The following is a 17084-nucleotide window of genomic DNA, read 5'->3' on the forward strand; positions in this document are numbered from 1 at the left end:
GTCAATCGCCGTCGGATACCGTTTTCGTTTGCACTTCACCGGACAGGGCGGTTGCCAGAGTATCGACGCTGCTTTGCGCCGCGCCGATCGCCGCGAGGCTCATCCAAACGACGGCTGCACTCATTACGATCCAATCCACCGTGACCGCGCCATCTTCATCCGCGAGAAATGTCTTCAGCAGCTTGTACATTGCATAACCTTCCAAGGTCTTGCGTTACGTTTCGGACGCTGGCCGACACCGGTGAGCGATGCTCTGTCCCCCCAGACGTTCGGAGCCGGCCAGCATTAAGACATATTTCGTGTCGAAATCTGGCAAAATTGAGGCAATCCGGCCCGAACCGGTCTGGAATGGGGCGAAAACGGGGCACTCGACCTTGCCGGATCTGCCAACGAAGAAATGACGGCTTCGCCCAGAGGTTCGCACTTTAATACACTGAAATAGTTTCGTTTTTATTGAGCAGAATTAAAATTAGTTCGCGCCGCAGAGAATTTTCTTCTTTAGATTCCTCCAAAACGCGACTGCCATTGCGATATTGAAAACGCTAGGGAAAATAGAGCGGAATTGGGTATTGAGGCTTCCGCTAACCCCATAATTTAATGAAATTTTACAAACTCTTAGGCTTCAACGCTTTAAGTATCTTCGGTTGAGACCCATCTCAAATGCGGCAAAAACAAGGCAAATGCGGTCAGAATTCGGACTCCGGCGCGATGCACCGCCATATCTTCGCCACAATTTTTTTGCTTTCGGCACCAATCCACCGTTGTCGGGCTGAACTGATCCTGACTGCGAAACACACAAAATCAATCGCTGACAGGCCCCGCCCGATTTTGGCCGCACGATTCGAATCGTTTGTGGCAAAAACAGGTCACAGACCGGCGACACGCCCCCGAGGTTCGAATGAGCTACGCAAGCTCAGACCGGCTGTGCACCCTTGCGGCATTGGCCAATTGCGTTGCCTTCGATGGGCCGACCTCGCGCATCGATCGCAAAGATTTCGCCGCTGGACGAGACCAGTATCGCGCTGGAATCCGGCAGGCTGTACCGGCGAGCGAAATTATCCGGCTGGACCTCGAGTTGTTGAGGACGGGCCGCGCCGGCCTCCAGCATCATGACAAAAGGCCTCAGGTTCGTCTGCTGGCGTTGCACGAAGAACTGGGGAGGATAATTGCCTGCCTTCTCCGAAAGAGTGCAGTCCCAGATAACATTTTGCCCGAGCGACGCCGCAAGCGATGCGTGACTTGTCACACGCTGAGTAGGTTTTACCGCCGCGCCCGTCCCTGTGCCCTGGCACCCTGCCAAGGCGATGAGAGCGCCAATTGCTAGTGTCCGACCTTTCATGGGATCCCTCCAAGGCTGCGTCTCTGCCGCAGTGCACATCGTGTCAAACTTTCCCGGGACGGTGCGTGCCCGGCAATCTATCTAACTGTTCAATAGCATCAGACACGCAGGACAGGCCACCTCGTCTTTGAGGCACCGGATGACTCAATCCGGTTCCACCGGATTGAGTGCCCCGAGCGCCTTGATCGTCCAATCTGCCCGCGCCGATGCGTCCGCCTCGGCATCGGAGGTGATGAGGATCATCATGAGGCCATCCCGGACTTCGACACCGACGGCCACACCCCAGAACTGCGCGGACCCCGGTCCGGGATGGATCGCGGTGAATTGTTGCGCCACTGCAGGCGTGCCCCGATGACGAAACTCGTAAAGCTCGGCCAACGTCGCGCCCTTGCTTTCCAGTTGGCCGAGATATGCCCGGCGATAGTCGGCCAGTGTGCCGAACTCCTGGTCCGTTCCGTTTGCGATGTATGTTACGCTTACAACACCATGATCCGCCGTATCGAGCCGCATGTCGATCAACCGCGGGGCTGTCGCCGCGGTAGCGGAGGCAGTCGGACGGGCGGGGCGCAATTCCGGGCCGGCACAGATCTCGGCGGCGACCATCGTTTTTTGGCAGGCGGCCGCATGCAAGGCGCCGCTCGTGCTCAACACAAGGCATAGAGCGCCTGCCACACTGCGCGCGACGCGCGCCGCCTTTGGGACGGCCGCCATCACGCTCTGCCAACCGAGGCCGCCGTGCCCGAACCTGATGATCGTCATGCCGCAGATCATTTGTTGGGATCTATTCGTTGTTTCTTGCAGACCGCTTGAAAGTCACAGCCTAAGCCGCCCCGGAACGAACACAAGACCAAAGCCCGAAACCTTGACCGGTCGATCCCGCAACCCAACCTATGCAAGGCCCGGTCATCTTTCGGAGGTTCACCATGCACCGTCGCCGTCTGATTCTGTCCTCTCTAGCCGCGCTGACGCTGTCGGCACTTCCGGCGAGGGCGCTTTCCACCAGCGCGGGTGAGGTGGTGGTAGACACCGTCGTGACCGGTCTGCGCGATCCGTGGGCCTTGGGATTTCTGCCCGAGGGCGGCTTGCTCGTGACCGAGAAATCCGGCCGCCTTCTATATTTCAGAGCCGGGCAGAGCCATGCCGTGGCCGGACTGCCACGGGTTGCAGCGCGCGGGCAGGGTGGACTGCTCGACGTGCTGGTCCCACGCGATTTCGCCCGCACCAGGGATCTCTACTTTACCTATGCCAAGCCGCAAGCGGAAGGCGCGGGCACCGCCATTGGCCGCGCCCGTTTGTCAGAGGATGCCCGTCGACTTTGGGATTGGCGCGATGTCTTCGAATTGACCCCCGGATCTTCAGGCGGGCGGCATTTCGGCTCACGCCTGGTCGAGGGGCCCGATGGCCTGATCTACGCCACCGTCGGCGAACGAGGAGACCGCCCATCCGCGCAGGATCTTGGACGCGAGAACGGCTCAGTCATCCGGATCGCGCGCGACGGCTCGATCCCCGCTGGCAATCCCTTTACCAAAGTCGCGGGCGCACAACCCGCGATCTATTCTTACGGCCACCGTAACCCGCAGGGTGCCGCGTTCGACGCCGCCGGAGAGCTTTGGGTCGTGGAGCACGGCGCGAGAGGCGGTGATGAGCTCAACCAGATCAAGAGGGGCGCGAATTACGGCTGGCCAATAATTTCCTATGGACGACACTATTCGGGGGCACGCATCGGCGAAGGCTCGGCCAAGCCCGGCATGGAACAGCCCGCGCATTACTGGGACCCCTCGATCGCACCTTCTGGTCTGATGATTTATTCCGGGCGGCTCTGGCCGCAGTGGCGCGGTGCGTTCTTCACCGGGTCGCTTAAATTCGACTATCTCGCGCGGCTCGACGCGACGACAAAGCGCGAAGTCGAACGGTTGGAGGCACCCGAGTTCCGACGCCTGCGCGACGTGCGGGAAGGGCCCGACGGGGCGATCTGGATTCTTTCCGAAGGCACGGGCACGCTTTTGCGAATGACGCCCGGCTGAAAGTCGCAGGCGATACTGGCGCAGACGCGATGGGACTGTCATGCTCGCCATAACATCTCAGGAGCGTATCGCCATGACCTTCGCCATCAGAACCGCCGCGCTGATCCTTATGACGACGCTTGCGCTACTGCCCGCTCGGGCGCAGGAGACGCTGCCGGACGCCGTGTTCCGGGACTACGATCACATGCGCGATGTGCTGGAAGAAACGGTGATGGCGCGCCGGATCGCCGATGTCATGCGCGCCTTCGGCGGTTCGGACGAGATGACAAAGGAAGAACTGGCGGATCTCGAAGCGCGGGTACGCGGCATCTACACCAGCGATTTCGAGCGCGTCGATCTTGTCACGCGCCTTAACATGAACGCGGGCTGGGCGCGCGAGCTTTATGCCTTTTCGACCGGGATTTCCTATTTCTACGTCATGGTCCTCTTTCACCAGCGGGACGACGCGCTTGTGGCGGTACGGTTCAAGTTCAATACCGATCCTTTGCCACTTTTGGCCGAATTCTGAGGTGACGACAGCTTGGCAGGGCGGTCACGCGTCCGCATAATCCGACCCGCAAGCAGGCCGTCAGACCGTGAGGCGGGAGCTTTGCGTGCCGCGTTCCCGATACGGCGTGGTGTTGTAATGCGCCCGATAACACTTGGAAAAATGGCTGGGCGAGGCAAAACCGCAGGCCAGCGCCACGTTGATGACGGTCATATCCGTCTGCATCAGAAGATTGCGCGCCTTTTGCAGACGCAGTTCCATGTAATATCGCTTGGGTGAGCGGTTCAGATACCGCCGGAACAGCCGTTCGAGCTGTCGGGTCGACATTCCGACATCCTTGGCAAGGATCGAGGGGCTGATCGGCTCTTCGATATTCTGCTCCATTTTCTGGATGACCTGGCTCAGCTTGGGATGGCGCACTCCGATCCGCGTGGGCACCGAAAGGCGCTGCGTATCCTGGTCGGTGCGGATCGAACTGTAGATCATCTGATCGGCCACAGCATTGGCAAGCTGCTCGCCCTGATCGTCGGCGATCAGCTTGAGCATCATGTCGATCGACGAGGTGCCCCCGGCGGTGGACAGCCGATTGCCGTCGATCACAAAGACCGATTTCGTCAGCACGACATCTTCGAACTCCTCAGCGAAGCTGTCTTGGTTTTCCCAATGGATGGTCGCACGCTTGCCATCCAGAAGCCCCGCGCGAGCAAGAACATAAGAGGCGGTGCACAGCCCGCCCATGATCAGCCCGCGCCGCGCCTCGCGCCGCACCCAATTAAGGATGCGTTTGGACGTGGCGGCCTGGATGTCCGTCCCGCCACACAACAGGATCGTGTCTTCGCGCTTGAGCTCTCCCAGTCCCATATCGACCTGAAACCGCGTTCCCGCCGAACAAGTGACGGTACCGTCCTCATCCGTGTCGCCGGTAATCACCCAATCGTAGATCTGTGATCCGGCCATGCGATTGGCGATACGCAGACAATCAAGCGCGGACGCAAAGCTCAGCAGTGTGAAATTATCTAGCAAAACAAAGACGAAGCGCCGCGGAGCGGCGTTTGCCCGGCTACCAGCACTGGATGCGTCCTGCCGCATCTCGCCGACCTCCAATTTGTCAAACCTATCCGGGTGTTTCACAAAACCCTTGGACTTGACAAGAGCGGGCATTCCCTGTTTCCCGCTTTTTCCGTGGCCGCGATATGGCCACTGGCCCGGCTTTTGCCTATAAGACGGGTCCGACACGCCTTTAGGCAGGAGAGACGAAAGATGAGCGACTGGCAGAAATCCGACTGGCGCAAGAAGCCCCGGGTACAGATGCCCGATTACACCGATCCAGAGGCGCTCGCCTCGGTCGAGGAAAAGCTTTCGGCCTATCCGCCCCTGGTTTTCGCTGGTGAAGCGCGCCGCTTGAAGCGCGAGTTGGGTGCCGCGTCGCGTGGGGAAGCGTTTCTTCTTCAAGGCGGCGATTGCGCCGAAGCCTTTGATCAATTCTCGGCCAACGCGATCCGCGATACGTTCAAGGTGATGCTTCAGATGGCGATGGTTCTGACCTATGGCGCCAAGGTTCCCGTCATCAAAGTTGGCCGGATGGCAGGCCAGTTCGCCAAACCGCGGTCGGCACCGACCGAGACGGTGAATGGCGTAGAGTTACCGTCCTACCGCGGCGATATCATCAACGAGCTCGACTTCTCGCCTGAGGCGCGGATCCCCAATCCAGGCAAGATGCTACAGGCCTATACGCAAGCGGCGGCCACACTGAACCTTTTGCGCGCCTTCTCGACCGGCGGCTACGCTGATGTGCACGAAGTACATAGCTGGACGCTTGGCTTTACCGAGGGCGAAAAGGCCGAACGCTATCGCGAAATGGCCGCACGGATTTCCGACACGCTCGATTTCATGAAGGCGGCGGGCATCGACAGCGACAACGCGCCGACGCTGAAGACGGTGGACTTCTACACCTCGCACGAAGGCTTGCTTCTGGAATACGAGGAAGCACTTTGCCGTCTCGACACGACCTCGGGCAAATGGCTTGCAGGGTCCGGTCACATGCTCTGGATCGGCGACAGGACACGTCAGCCCGACGGCGCGCATGTGGAATTTCTGCGCGGCGTGCTGAACCCCGTGGGTCTTAAATGCGGACCGACGATGGAGGTTGACGACCTGAAAAAACTGATGGCCACGCTCAATCCCGGTAACGAGGCGGGCCGGCTGACGCTGATCGCGCGGTTTGGCGCTGGCAAGGTCGCAGAGCACCTGCCGCGTCTTATCAAGACCGTGCGCGAGGAAGGCGCCAACGTCACTTGGGTCTGCGATCCTATGCACGGCAACACAATCAAATCCGCCTCGGGATACAAGACGCGTCCTTTCGAAAGCGTGCTGCGCGAGGTTCAGGAGTTCTTTGCCGTGCACCGCGCCGAAGGCACGATCCCGGGCGGCGTTCATTTCGAAATGACCGGACAGGACGTGACCGAGTGTACCGGCGGGGTCTATGCCGTGACCGACGAGAACCTGTCGGATCGCTATCACACCGCATGTGACCCGCGCCTCAATGCGGCGCAGTCGCTTGAACTGGCATTCCTCGTGGCCGAGGAATTGTCGGACCTGCGCAGCGCACGCGCCAACGCGAAGGTAGGCTAAGTTCGAAAGGGCGCGCCAAGAACGCGCCCCAGGGAATCTTTTTCGGAGTCTTGAAATGGACTTACGCCGCGACCGCCGGCGGCGGTCTGTCGATCAGGTTCGAACCAGCCGCAGATAGGGACGCTCGGACGCGAACTCCGGGGCGGGCGTGAACGTCGCGGGGGCTTCGGCGAGACCCGGGGCAGGGACAGGATCTGCCGGCGCGGTGATGTCGAGCGGCGTCACCTCGCATTCTGTGATCCGAAAGCGGCGCGGCGTGGTTCCGATCGATCCTGTTGTCACCAAACAGCCCAAGGCCCGCGAAATGTCCCCCAGATCCGAACGCAACGGCAGAATCAGCATCGTGCCGGTCATCGGCGCACGGCGGATACCACCTGCGGACGCCAGATCGAGCCGGACCGCGGCCGGCCGTTCGAAAAGTTCAACCAAGGCATCCGACAAACGAGGCCGGTCGGCAATATCGACGAGCGAGGACAGCGGCATGCCGCGTACCTCCATGCCCATCAGATCCGACAGATGCAGCCCGGCAATGCGCAACCGCGCGAGGCCCGGCGCGATCTTTTCGGCGATGAACGCCTGACTAAGCAGGCCTTCGATACCACGGGGATCGATCTCGGATCGCAACGGGACGTCCGCGCCACGGCGCATGCTATGCCAGTAGGCGCGAAAAGCCATCAGGTCACCTTCGCGACGGCGTCCGCCTTGCGTCCGCAATCCTACGATCTTTTCGGTCTCGCCCTCAATCTGATGGTCGGCCATGATCCACTCCACCTTCTTCGTGCTCATCTCACCCCGGCGCCGGAAAGAGCACGTCCGCACGCCGCTTCACTCTGACACGCGCCCCAGGCCTTCGCCAGTCCTGCGACAGGCCCACGGGCGGCATTGAGAAGAGATTGACACAATTCTGCCCGATTTTCTTCTTAATTCCTTCTGAATGGTTAACTTACGGCTCGAGACATCCCGTAGTGTGCCACCTCGGGCGCTTGCGCCGGCCAGGTCAAATGGCTAGGACAAGGGGCGTAGCGAGGAGAGGCCCCGGGTGCTGAAGTCCATGACCGCCTTTGCGTCCCGCACCGGGGCAAGCGACCGCTTCACCTGGAGCTGGGATTTACGCGCTGTCAATGGCAAGGGACTCGATCTGCGCCTGCGGGTGCCGGACTGGATCGACGGGCTCGAAGCCGGATTGCGCGCTAGGCTGGGCAAGGCGCTTGACCGTGGCAATGTCACGGTTTCGCTCCGGCTTCAGGCCGGGGAAGCGACGCAAACAGCCAAGCTTGACGAAGCCCATCTGGAGGCCGCGCTTGACGCCATGGCCGAGATCGAGGCGCGGGCGATGACGCGTGGGCTGTCTCTTGCGCCGGCCACCGCCGCCGATCTGCTCGCCGTGCGCGGCGTGTTCGAGCCCGGCGGAGAAGCGGAAACCGACACCGCTGCCTTGTGCGAGGCGTTGCTGGCGGATTTCGAACCCGTGCTCGCCGATTTTCTAGACATGCGCGCTGCCGAAGGCCAAGCGCTGTCGGACATTCTTCTGGGGCAAATCGCGCGGATCGCGACGCTGACCGAAAGCGCCGAAGCCGCAGCCGAGGCGCGCCGGCCTCAGATGGAGGCCGCCTTTCGCAGCGCGATGGCCCGCGTGCTGCAGGACGGCGCCGGCGATGAGGCGCGGATCGCGCAGGAACTCGCGATTCTGGCCGTTAAGGCGGACGTGACGGAGGAGATCGACCGACTGCACGCCCATGTCGGCGCGGCTCGCGACCTGTTGGCCCAAGGCAGCCCTGTGGGTCGCAAGCTCGACTTTCTAAGCCAGGAATTCAACCGCGAGGCCAACACGCTATGCTCCAAGGCGCAGAATACCGACCTTGGCGCGGTCGGTCTTGACTTGAAGGCGGCGATCGAACGGATGCGTGAACAGGTGCAGAATGTGGAGTGAGCGCCGTGCGAAAAGCAGGGCAGGGGCGCCGCCCCGTTTAGCCTGCGCCCAATTCACTCCGAGCTTTTTCCGGCCACATAAAGCAGGCTGGGGGGCCCGATGACACGGCGGGGTCTTCTGATCATTCTCTCATCGCCGTCGGGCGCGGGCAAATCGACTTTGTCGCGCCGGCTGCGCACGTGGGATCCGGAGATCGCCTTCTCGGTCTCGGCCACCACGCGCGCACCGCGCGACGGGGAAGTCGACGGTAAGGATTATCACTTCCTGTCCGAGACGCGGTTCAAGCAGGAGGTGGCTGCGGGTGAAATGCTGGAACACGCGCACGTGTTCGGCAATTTCTATGGCTCGCCGCGCGGCCCGGTCCAAACCGCCATCGATGCCGGGCGCGACGTGCTTTTCGACATCGACTGGCAGGGCGCGCAACAGATTCGTAATTCGGTGCTGGGCCCGCACACGCTTTCGATCTTCATCCTGCCGCCCTCGATCGCGGAATTGCATCGTCGACTGGAGTCGCGCGGACAGGACACGCCCGACGTGATCGCGCGGCGCATGCAGAAAAGCTGGGACGAGATCAGCCATTGGGACGGCTACGATTTCGTACTGATCAATGACGACCTCGACGAGACCGAGCGAAAATTGAAGACCATCGTCGAGGCGACGCGCCTGCGGCGCAGCCAGCAGCCCGGCCTGACCGACCACGTGCGCCGCCTGCAACAGGAATTCGAGGACAGATCATGACGATTTACGCGTTGGACGAGCATGAACCGCAACTCTGCAAAAGCGTATGGGTGGCCCCCGATGCCAATGTGATCGGCAAGATTGTCTTGGGCACAGGCGTGTCAATCTGGTTTGGCTCGACACTGCGCGGAGACAACGAAACGATCACCATCGGCGAGGGCACGAACGTACAGGAAGATGTAGTGATGCACACCGATATGGGGTATCCGCTGACAATCGGACCGGGCTGCACCATCGGGCACAAGGCGATGCTGCACGGCTGCACGATCCGGGGAAACACCTTGATCGGCATGGGGGCGACCGTGCTCAACGGGGCGGTGATCGGCAAGGATTGCCTGATCGGCGCGGGCGCACTTGTGACCGAGGGCAAGGAGATCCCCGATGGCAGTCTGGTGATGGGCGCGCCAGGAAAGGTCGTGCGCCGCTTGCAGGAAAGCGAGCTTGATGCCTTCCAGGCGACCGCACGGCACTATCAGGAAAACGCGGCGCGCTTCCGCGACGGACTGCGCAAGATCGACGAGACATGAACCAGGGGCATATTGCCTCTCTCCTGCAGGCGATCCCGCTGCCATCGGTCCTGATCGGACGCGGAGAGCGGATCCTGGGGGCGAACGCGCGCGCGCACACCCTGCTGGGCGACGGAATCGAGGGGCGGCATTTCATAACCGCGATCCGGCAGCCTTCGGTTCTCGACGCTGTGGAAAATTGTCTGCGCGACCGCCAGACGCGCGAGACGCGGTATCTGGGATCGGACGGCGGACAGGATACGACCTATACTGTCACCTGCAGCCACGTGGAGACCGACGCCGGATCCGGTGTGCTTGTCTGCTTTGAAGATATCACGCAAATGGAGCAGGCCGGGCAAATGCGCCGCGACTTCGTCGCCAATGTCAGCCATGAATTGCGCAGCCCTCTGACCGCGCTTCTCGGCTTTATAGAAACGCTGCGCGGACCTGCGCGGCAGGACCCCGACGCGGTCGAACGGTTTCTTGCAACCATGCAACTTGAAGCGAGCCGGATGGAACGGCTGGTCAAGGATCTACTTTCGCTGAGCCGGGTAGAAGCGCAGGAGCGCGTGCGCCCGACAGAGGCGGTGAACCTTACACGTTTGCTGGGTGCTGTGCGCCATGCGATGCGGCCTATCGCCGAGGAAACGAACGTCTCGCTGGCGCTGGACCTGCCAGAGGCGCCCGTGACGGTAACGGGCGATGCCGATCAGCTGCAGCAGGTGCTGACCAATCTCATCGAGAACGCCGTCAAATACGGTGGTGCGGGCAGGACCGTGCGTATCGCCCTGACCACCGCGTCCGATGACGGCGCGGTGCGCGGTCCCTCGGCCTCAATCTCGGTACGCGACGAAGGGCCGGGCATCGAGCCGCTGCACATCCCGCGCCTGACCGAACGATTTTACCGCGTCGACAGCCACCGTTCGCGGGCCATGGGCGGAACCGGGCTTGGCCTCGCGATCGTCAAGCACATCGTGTCCCGTCACCGCGGCAGGCTGCGAATCCTCTCGGAACCGGGCGAAGGCAGTGAGTTTCGCGTGATTCTACCACGCCAGACGGTTTGAGCGCGGCCAAAGCCCCGACCTAGTTAAACATATCAGCCTGATTTCGCGCCGTTTTCCGGCTGTCATGAAACCGTTACAAAAGCGTAACAAAAGCGTCGCCAGCAAAGCTTAGCAGGACGAACAAGGTCAGTCCGATGACCGAACATGCAAGCAGGAGTTCCAAATGCTTTTGATGAAAACGACCGTCTCGACGCTGGCAATCGCAGCGCTTTCGGCCACGGCCGCAGCGGCCCGTGACAATGTGCAAGTGGCCGGATCCTCGACCGTACTGCCTTATGCCTCGATCGTGGCGGAGCTTTTCGGCGAGAACACCGACTACCCGACCCCGGTGATCGAGTCGGGCGGATCCTCGGCCGGCCTGAAGCGGTTCTGCGAGGGCGTCGGCGAGAATACGATCGACGTTGCCAACGCCTCGCGCGCGATCCGCGAAAAGGAAATCAAGGCCTGTGCAGAGAACGGCGTGACCGACATCATCGAAGTGCGTATCGGTTATGATGGCATCGTCTTCGCCAGCCAGCAGTCCGGTCCGGCTTTCACCGCGTTTGAACCCGCCGACATTTTCAACGCGATCGGCGCCACGGTCCTGAAAAACGGGGAACTGGTCGAGAACCCTCACAACACCTGGGACGAATTCAACAGCGACCTGCCGAGCGCCGAGATCGCAATGTTCATCCCCGGCACCAAACACGGCACCCGCGAAGTTTTCGAGGAGAAAGTACTGCTGGAAGGCTGTGAGGCCACCGGCGCAATGAAGGCCATGATGGACAGCGGCATGGACGAAGACGCCGCCGAGGACGCTTGCCTTGACGTCCGTCAGGACGGACGGTCGGTTGATATCGACGGCGACTATACGGAAACACTCGCGCGGATCGACGCTAATCCTGACGGCATCGGCGTCTTTGGTCTGGCCTTCTACGAAAACAACACCGACAAGCTTAAGGTGGCGACGATGGGCGGTATCGCACCTTCGACCGACACCATTGCGTCGGGCGAGTACCCGGTGTCGCGCCCGCTCTTCTTCTACGTCAAGAAGGCACATATCGGCGTGATCCCGGGCCTGAAAGAGTATGCTCAGTTCTTTACCGCTGACGAGATCGCCGGCCCCGGGGGCCCCCTGTCGAACTATGGCCTCGTTCCGGATCCTGAACTGGCGAAGACGCAGGCGATGATCGCAGACGAGACGACGATGGGTGAAGGATCCTAAGGCACTGGATCGGTATTCAAGCTTGAGGGGCGGCGGCGTACGCCGCCCCTGTTGCGCTCCTTAGGGGCGTAAAGACTGACGACGCGGGGGATCGGAATGCCATTGCAATGGCTCTTTTTGATTGTGTTGGCCATTGCCACGCTTGGCTATGTCATGGGCAGGCGCCGGGCCTTGGCGGCTGCGCATCACGATCGTAGAAGGCTGCATTCTCTGCCGTCCTATTATGGCGCGAACGCCGGGCTGAAGGCCTTCGTACCGGCGTTTCTTTTTGCGGTTATCTGGCTGCTTGTGCAGCCGCTCGTGGTCACCAACACAGTATCGAACATGCTTGGCGCAGACGTGATCCCCGACACATCGTCACGCGGTCTTGTCATGTCCGAAGTGCGGCGCGCCGCCGACGGTCTCGACGCGGCTGTAGCACAAGGTTTCATCACCAAAGATAGGGCCCGCAGCGCCGATGCCGATCTGAACGAGGTCACCGAAAGCCTTAAATCCGCAGGACAGATTATCACCTCCGAGCTTACCCGGCCCATCCTGAACGCCGCACAGCGCTATCGCGCGATGACCGGCGCGGGGGCGTCGATCATGTCTGGGCTCGTGATTCTCATAGCGCTTGCGGGGGCACTTTGGGGGATCTGGCAGGCGAAGGCCGAGTTTCGCGCCCGAAACGTCGTCGAACAGGGCATTCGCGCGCTTCTGATCGCGGCGGCCTCCATCGCGATCCTGACAACACTGGGGATCGTGCTCAGCCTGATCTTCAACACAATCGAGTTCTTCCGCCTTTATCCAGCCGCCGATTTCTTTCTTGGCCTGAATTGGGCCCCAAGCTTTTCCGGGCGAGGCGGGTCCTCTGACCTGGGCGTGCTGCCGCTTCTCTGGGGTACATTGTATATCTCTCTTGTCGCGCTGTCAGTCGCGGTGCCCATTGGCCTTTTCGCCGCGGTTTATCTGTCTGAATATGCCAGTCCTCGCGCCCGGGGGATCGCAAAGCCGCTGCTGGAGATCCTCGCCGGTATTCCGACCATCGTTTACGGCCTTTTCGCGCTGCTGACGGTCGGACCGCTGTTGATGCAGGTTTTCGGGGAAGATGGTCTGGGCTGGATGCAGGCCGGAACGGCGGTGATGACCGCGGGCCTCGTGATGGGGATCATGCTGATCCCGTTTGTCAGTTCGCTCTCCGACGACATCATCAACGCGGTTCCCCAGGCGATGCGGGACGGCTCCTACGGGCTTGGTGCCACGCAGTCGGAGACGATCCGACAGGTTGTGCTTCCCGCAGCGCTGCCGGGGATCGTGGGCGCAATCCTGCTCGCAGCCTCACGCGCGATCGGCGAGACGATGATCGTCGTGCTTGGGGCAGGGGCGGCGGCCCGACTGTCGCTGAACCCGTTCGATGCCATGACGACGGTCACGGCCAAGATCGTCAGCCAGCTGACCGGCGACGCCGATTTCGCCTCTCCCGAGGCACTGGTGGCCTTCGCACTCGGCATGACGCTCTTCGTGATCACCCTCGCACTGAACGTGTTCGCGCTTTACGTCGTGCGCAAATACCGGGAGCAATACGAATGACCGAAACGGCACTCAATCCGCGCCCAATGCCCGTCAAGAAAGATCTGATGGTCGAGGACGCGAACACCAGACGGCGCAACGCTGCTGAGAAACGCTTTCGCGCCTACGGTCTCGCGGCGATCCTGATCGGGCTTTTTTTCCTGATCGTCCTGGCCGTATCGATCCTGCGCAACGGCCTGCCGGCCTTCACACAGACCGTGGTCAGCGTGGAATTCACGCTGAAAGCAGCGGATCGCGACGCCGCCGAAAGCCAACTCTTCAAAACCAAGGCCTATCAGGATCTCTTCATTGCGGAATTGGCCGGCAAGCTTGACGAGCGAGGCGTCGAGGTGGTTTTCGATGCAGCCACGATCGAGCGGCTGCTCGGCAAGATCGGCGGCGACTTGCGAGCCTTCTACCAGGCCAACCCTGATCGGGTCGGCGAGCCGGTCTCGTTCGAATTGCCTGCGTCGTCGCGTGTCGACGGGTATTTCAACGGCCGGGTGACACGCGAAACACTTCAGGACAGCCGCTTTCTGATGGCCGCGGATCTCGACCTCGTCGACGCGATGCAAGAAGCGGGAATCGTTCAATCCAGCCTGAACTGGACCTTTCTGACCGGGGCCGATTCTGGCGTCGACAATCCCGGCGGTGCCGGCATCGGCGCATCGGTTATCGGCTCCTTCTTCATGATGCTGGTCGTTCTTGTGCTGTCCCTGCCGATCGGCGTCGCCGCATCGATCTATCTCGAGGAATTCGCACCGAAGAACCGCTTTACAGACCTCATAGAAGTCAACATTTCTAACCTTGCCGCTGTGCCCTCCATCGTGTTCGGCATTCTTGGCCTTGCCGTCTTCATCCAGTTCATGCACTTGCCGCAGTCAGCCCCGCTGGTGGGCGGGCTGGTGCTGACGCTGATGACCCTGCCCACGATCATCATCTCGACGCGCGCCTCGCTCAAATCAGTGCCGCCATCAATTCGTGATGCAGCGCTTGGTGTGGGGGCCTCGAAAATGCAGTCGGTCTTTCACCATGTCTTGCCGTTGGCCATGCCCGGCATCTTGACCGGCACGATCATCGGCCTCGCTCAGGCTCTTGGCGAGACCGCGCCGCTGCTGCTGATCGGTATGGTGGGATTTGTCGCGCGGGGCTATCCGGACGGTTTCGTCGCCGGCTTTACCGAGGCAAATTCGGCCATGCCTGCGCAGATCTACACGTGGGCCGCCCGCGCCGATGCCAGCTTCTATGACAAGGCCTGGGGCGGGATCATCGTGCTGCTCGTCTTTCTTCTCAGCATGAATATCCTCGCCATCCTGCTTCGCCGCAAATTCGAACGCCGCTGGTAAAGCGCACCCCGATCAAGGATACCCAAGATGTATGATTCCCCCATCTCGGAGAGACAATTGACCCAGCAAGAGATCAAATTCTCGGCGCGCGGCGTACAGGTCTATTACGGCGACAACCACGCCATCAAGGGTGTGGACGTCGATCTCGAGGACAAGACCGTGACGGCCTTCATCGGTCCGTCAGGCTGCGGAAAATCGACCTTTTTGCGCTGTTTGAACAGAATGAACGATACGATCGATATCTGCCGGGTCGAGGGCACGATCACGCTGGACGACCAGGACATTTACGACAAGCGCGTGGATCCGGTACAGCTTCGGGCGCGGGTCGGCATGGTCTTTCAGAAACCCAACCCGTTTCCGAAATCCATTTACGACAACGTTGCCTATGGCCCGCGTATTCACGGCATGGCCCGAAACCGGGACGAGCTTGACAGCATCGTTGAAAAATCGCTGCGGCGCGCGGCGATCTGGGATGAGGTGAAAGACCGCCTGAACGCACCCGGCACCGGACTGTCGGGGGGCCAGCAGCAGCGTCTTTGCATCGCACGTGCCGTCGCAACGGAGCCCGAGGTTCTTCTGATGGACGAACCATGCTCGGCGCTTGACCCCATCGCCACGGCGCAGGTCGAGGAACTGATCGACGAATTGCGCCAGGATTATTCCGTCGTGATCGTCACGCATTCCATGCAACAGGCGGCGCGCGTAAGCCAGAAAACCGCGTTCTTCCACTTGGGTCATCTGGTGGAATTCGGCGAAACAAGCCAGATTTTCACCAATCCCGAAGACAAACGGACCGAAAGCTATATCACCGGCCGGATCGGCTAAGCGAGGCAGACATGAAAGAAGAACATATTTCCTCCGCCTTCGACCGCGATCTGGAGTCGGTTCAGGCCCTGATCATGAAGATGGGCGGGCTGGTGGAAGAGGCGATCATGAACGCCGCCATCTCGCTTGAGCAGCGCGACGAGGAGATGGCCGAGCAGGTGCGCCGACGCGATCGCGATATCGACGAGCTGGAATTGCGCATCGACGAGGAAACAGCCCGTATCATCGCCCTACGCGCACCCACGGCTATCGACCTGCGCGTGATCCTGACGGTCATGAAAATGGCCTCGAACCTGGAGCGCATCGGTGACTATGCCAAGAACATGGCCAAGCGCACCACGGTACTCAGCCAGATGACGCAGATCAACGGCTCCGCTGCATCGCTGCGGCGCATGGCGCGCGAAACCGAACGCATGCTGCGGGACGCACTCGATGCGTATATTCAACGCGACGCGGTTCTGGCGCAGGAGGTCATGGAGCGGGACGCGGATGTTGACCAGATGTACAATGCGCTCTTCCGCGAGTTCCTGACCTTCATGATGGAGGATCCGCGCAATATCACGCCTTGCATGCATCTGCACTTTATCGCCAAGAACATTGAGCGGATGGGCGATCATGTCACCAACATCTGCGAACAGGTGATCTATCTTGTCACCGGCGATCTGCCCGAAGACATCCGCCCAAAGGAGGATCGCACCTCGGTCGATCCGGATGTTTCTCCGGAAGTTCTGAGCTGACCGGAGACACACCATGACCGCCGAGATCCCCACGGTGCTGCTGGTCGAGGACGAGCCATCGCAGCGCGAACTTCTGGCCTATAACCTCAAGGCCGACGGATTTGCGGTGACCGAGGCGGAAAACGGCGAAGAAGCGTTGTTGCTCGTCGATGAAACAGCACCGGACGTGATCCTTCTGGACTGGATGCTGCCAAATGTGTCCGGAATAGAGATTTGCCGGCGGCTCAAGTCGCGACCCGAAACGCGGGGCGTGCCCATCATCATGATTTCCGCCCGGTCAGAGGAAGTCGACCGGGTGCGCGGTCTCGAAACCGGCGCGGACGATTACGTCGTCAAACCTTATTCGGTGGTCGAACTGATGGCCCGCGTGCGTGCGCAACTGCGCCGTACGCGGCCCACGACCGTCGGAGAGAGACTGGAATACGAGGATATCGTGCTCGATTCCGAGACCCACCGCGTCACTCGAGATGGCAAGCCGCTAAAGCTCGGGCCGACCGAATTCCGCCTCCTGTCGACATTCATGGAAAAACCCGGGCGGGTTTGGTCGCGCGATCAGCTCCTCGACCGGGTTTGGGGACGCGACATTTACGTGGATACGCGAACCGTCGACGTCCATATCGGCCGGCTGCGAAAGGCGCTTTGCCAGCATGGGGGCGCTGATCCGCTACGCACCGTGCGCGGCGCGGGCTACGCGCTCGGATAAGC

General features: G+C 61.0%; 18 protein-coding genes. 13 read left to right on the top strand and 5 right to left on the bottom strand.

The annotated features are described in order from the left end of the window. Position 1: 1 nt before the first annotated feature. The 3 genes from EZV60_RS11250 to EZV60_RS11260 form a co-directional block, all read right to left on the bottom strand. The gene (locus tag EZV60_RS11250) at positions 2-190 is read right to left on the bottom strand and encodes a Flp family type IVb pilin (RefSeq protein ID WP_135505489.1); all 189 of its coding nucleotides are present in this window, start codon (positions 188-190) and stop codon (positions 2-4) included. Positions 191-913: 723 nt separating this feature from the next. Further along, positions 914-1339: a hypothetical protein gene (locus tag EZV60_RS11255; RefSeq protein ID WP_135505491.1), complete on the bottom strand. Its 426-nt coding sequence runs from the start codon at positions 1337-1339 to the stop codon at positions 914-916. Between the two features lie 144 nt (positions 1340-1483). Next, the gene (locus EZV60_RS11260; RefSeq protein WP_135505493.1) at positions 1484-2098 is read right to left on the bottom strand and encodes a hypothetical protein; all 615 of its coding nucleotides are present in this window, start codon (positions 2096-2098) and stop codon (positions 1484-1486) included. A 164-nt stretch (positions 2099-2262) separates the two neighbouring features. Here EZV60_RS11260 and EZV60_RS11265 point away from each other — a divergent pair, with 164 nt between their 5' ends. After that, complete coding sequence (locus EZV60_RS11265) at positions 2263-3363, top strand: PQQ-dependent sugar dehydrogenase (RefSeq protein WP_135505494.1); 1101 nt, start codon at positions 2263-2265, stop codon at positions 3361-3363. A 73-nt stretch (positions 3364-3436) separates the two neighbouring features. Continuing rightward, positions 3437-3871, top strand: a complete 435-nt coding sequence (locus EZV60_RS11270) for a hypothetical protein (protein ID WP_135505496.1) — start codon at positions 3437-3439, stop codon at positions 3869-3871. Between the two features lie 60 nt (positions 3872-3931). Here the strand turns inward: EZV60_RS11270 and EZV60_RS11275 are convergent, their stop codons facing one another. Further along, positions 3932-4939, bottom strand: a complete 1008-nt coding sequence (locus tag EZV60_RS11275; RefSeq protein ID WP_135505498.1) for a GlxA family transcriptional regulator — start codon at positions 4937-4939, stop codon at positions 3932-3934. Between the two features lie 171 nt (positions 4940-5110). Between EZV60_RS11275 and EZV60_RS11280 the strand changes: the two genes are divergently transcribed. After that, positions 5111-6481 carry a class II 3-deoxy-7-phosphoheptulonate synthase gene (locus EZV60_RS11280; RefSeq protein WP_135505500.1) on the top strand — a complete coding sequence of 457 codons (1371 nt, stop codon included), beginning with the start codon at positions 5111-5113 and terminating at the stop codon, positions 6479-6481. Between the two features lie 93 nt (positions 6482-6574). Here EZV60_RS11280 and EZV60_RS11285 read toward each other — a convergent pair whose 3' ends face one another. Then, positions 6575-7267 (bottom strand): PAS domain-containing protein, encoded by a 693-nt coding sequence (locus EZV60_RS11285; protein ID WP_245306278.1) that lies wholly within the window; start codon positions 7265-7267, stop codon positions 6575-6577. Positions 7268-7520: 253 nt separating this feature from the next. On the opposite strand from EZV60_RS11285, the gene EZV60_RS11290 reads away from it, so the two are divergent. The 10 genes from EZV60_RS11290 to phoB all read left to right on the top strand — a co-directional run bounded on the left by EZV60_RS11290 (position 7521) and on the right by phoB (position 17082). After that, entirely contained in the window at positions 7521-8411 is an 891-nt protein-coding gene (locus EZV60_RS11290) for a YicC/YloC family endoribonuclease (protein WP_245306279.1), read from the top strand. A 99-nt stretch (positions 8412-8510) separates the two neighbouring features. Further along, a complete protein-coding gene (gene gmk, locus EZV60_RS11295) occupies positions 8511-9149 on the top strand; it encodes a guanylate kinase (protein ID WP_135505502.1) in 639 nt (212 codons plus the stop codon). After that, positions 9146-9676, top strand: coding sequence for a gamma carbonic anhydrase family protein (locus tag EZV60_RS11300; protein ID WP_135505504.1), 531 nt, complete (start codon positions 9146-9148; stop codon positions 9674-9676). The genes gmk and EZV60_RS11300 overlap by 4 nt, the downstream gene beginning before the upstream one ends. After that, complete coding sequence (locus EZV60_RS11305; RefSeq protein ID WP_135505506.1) at positions 9673-10719, top strand: ATP-binding protein; 1047 nt, start codon at positions 9673-9675, stop codon at positions 10717-10719. Before EZV60_RS11300 ends, EZV60_RS11305 begins: the two co-directional genes overlap by 4 nt. Before the next feature lie 163 nt (positions 10720-10882). After that, positions 10883-11923, top strand: a complete 1041-nt coding sequence (locus EZV60_RS11310) for a substrate-binding domain-containing protein (RefSeq protein ID WP_135505508.1) — start codon at positions 10883-10885, stop codon at positions 11921-11923. Between the two features lie 96 nt (positions 11924-12019). Beyond that, positions 12020-13492, top strand: a complete 1473-nt coding sequence (pstC, locus tag EZV60_RS11315; protein ID WP_135505511.1) for a phosphate ABC transporter permease subunit PstC — start codon at positions 12020-12022, stop codon at positions 13490-13492. Then, positions 13489-14817: a phosphate ABC transporter permease PstA gene (pstA, locus tag EZV60_RS11320; protein ID WP_135505512.1), complete on the top strand. Its 1329-nt coding sequence runs from the start codon at positions 13489-13491 to the stop codon at positions 14815-14817. The genes pstC and pstA overlap by 4 nt, the downstream gene beginning before the upstream one ends. A 27-nt stretch (positions 14818-14844) precedes the next feature. Further along, complete coding sequence (gene pstB / locus EZV60_RS11325) at positions 14845-15642, top strand: phosphate ABC transporter ATP-binding protein PstB (protein ID WP_135505514.1); 798 nt, start codon at positions 14845-14847, stop codon at positions 15640-15642. Between the two features lie 11 nt (positions 15643-15653). Further along, complete coding sequence (phoU, locus tag EZV60_RS11330; RefSeq protein WP_135505516.1) at positions 15654-16379, top strand: phosphate signaling complex protein PhoU; 726 nt, start codon at positions 15654-15656, stop codon at positions 16377-16379. Positions 16380-16392: 13 nt separating this feature from the next. After that, positions 16393-17082: a phosphate regulon transcriptional regulator PhoB gene (gene phoB, locus EZV60_RS11335; protein WP_135505519.1), complete on the top strand. Its 690-nt coding sequence runs from the start codon at positions 16393-16395 to the stop codon at positions 17080-17082. Positions 17083-17084: the final 2 nt, after the last annotated feature.

It is taken from the genome of Roseovarius aestuariivivens, from assembly GCF_004761875.1.
In the GTDB taxonomy this organism is placed as follows: Bacteria; Pseudomonadota; Alphaproteobacteria; order Rhodobacterales; family Rhodobacteraceae; genus Roseovarius; species Roseovarius aestuariivivens.

What these genes read in the sequence shown, in the direction of transcription:
- EZV60_RS11250 (WP_135505489.1), bottom strand. Translation starts at nt 190, where the DNA reads ATGTACAAGCTGCTGAAGACATTTCTCGCGGATGAAGATGGCGCGGTC.
- EZV60_RS11255 (WP_135505491.1), bottom strand. Translation starts at nt 1,339, where the DNA reads ATGAAAGGTCGGACACTAGCAATTGGCGCTCTCATCGCCTTGGCAGGG.
- EZV60_RS11260 (WP_135505493.1), bottom strand. Translation starts at nt 2,098, where the DNA reads ATGACGATCATCAGGTTCGGGCACGGCGGCCTCGGTTGGCAGAGCGTG.
- EZV60_RS11265 (WP_135505494.1), top strand. Translation starts at nt 2,263, where the DNA reads ATGCACCGTCGCCGTCTGATTCTGTCCTCTCTAGCCGCGCTGACGCTG.
- EZV60_RS11270 (WP_135505496.1), top strand. Translation starts at nt 3,437, where the DNA reads ATGACCTTCGCCATCAGAACCGCCGCGCTGATCCTTATGACGACGCTT.
- EZV60_RS11275 (WP_135505498.1), bottom strand. Translation starts at nt 4,939, where the DNA reads ATGCGGCAGGACGCATCCAGTGCTGGTAGCCGGGCAAACGCCGCTCCG.
- EZV60_RS11280 (WP_135505500.1), top strand. Translation starts at nt 5,111, where the DNA reads ATGAGCGACTGGCAGAAATCCGACTGGCGCAAGAAGCCCCGGGTACAG.
- EZV60_RS11285 (WP_245306278.1), bottom strand. Translation starts at nt 7,267, where the DNA reads ATGAGCACGAAGAAGGTGGAGTGGATCATGGCCGACCATCAGATTGAG.
- gmk (WP_135505502.1), top strand. Translation starts at nt 8,511, where the DNA reads ATGACACGGCGGGGTCTTCTGATCATTCTCTCATCGCCGTCGGGCGCG.
- EZV60_RS11300 (WP_135505504.1), top strand. Translation starts at nt 9,146, where the DNA reads ATGACGATTTACGCGTTGGACGAGCATGAACCGCAACTCTGCAAAAGC.
- EZV60_RS11305 (WP_135505506.1), top strand. Translation starts at nt 9,673, where the DNA reads ATGAACCAGGGGCATATTGCCTCTCTCCTGCAGGCGATCCCGCTGCCA.
- EZV60_RS11310 (WP_135505508.1), top strand. Translation starts at nt 10,883, where the DNA reads ATGCTTTTGATGAAAACGACCGTCTCGACGCTGGCAATCGCAGCGCTT.
- pstC (WP_135505511.1), top strand. Translation starts at nt 12,020, where the DNA reads ATGCCATTGCAATGGCTCTTTTTGATTGTGTTGGCCATTGCCACGCTT.
- pstA (WP_135505512.1), top strand. Translation starts at nt 13,489, where the DNA reads ATGACCGAAACGGCACTCAATCCGCGCCCAATGCCCGTCAAGAAAGAT.
- pstB (WP_135505514.1), top strand. Translation starts at nt 14,845, where the DNA reads ATGTATGATTCCCCCATCTCGGAGAGACAATTGACCCAGCAAGAGATC.
- phoU (WP_135505516.1), top strand. Translation starts at nt 15,654, where the DNA reads ATGAAAGAAGAACATATTTCCTCCGCCTTCGACCGCGATCTGGAGTCG.
- phoB (WP_135505519.1), top strand. Translation starts at nt 16,393, where the DNA reads ATGACCGCCGAGATCCCCACGGTGCTGCTGGTCGAGGACGAGCCATCG.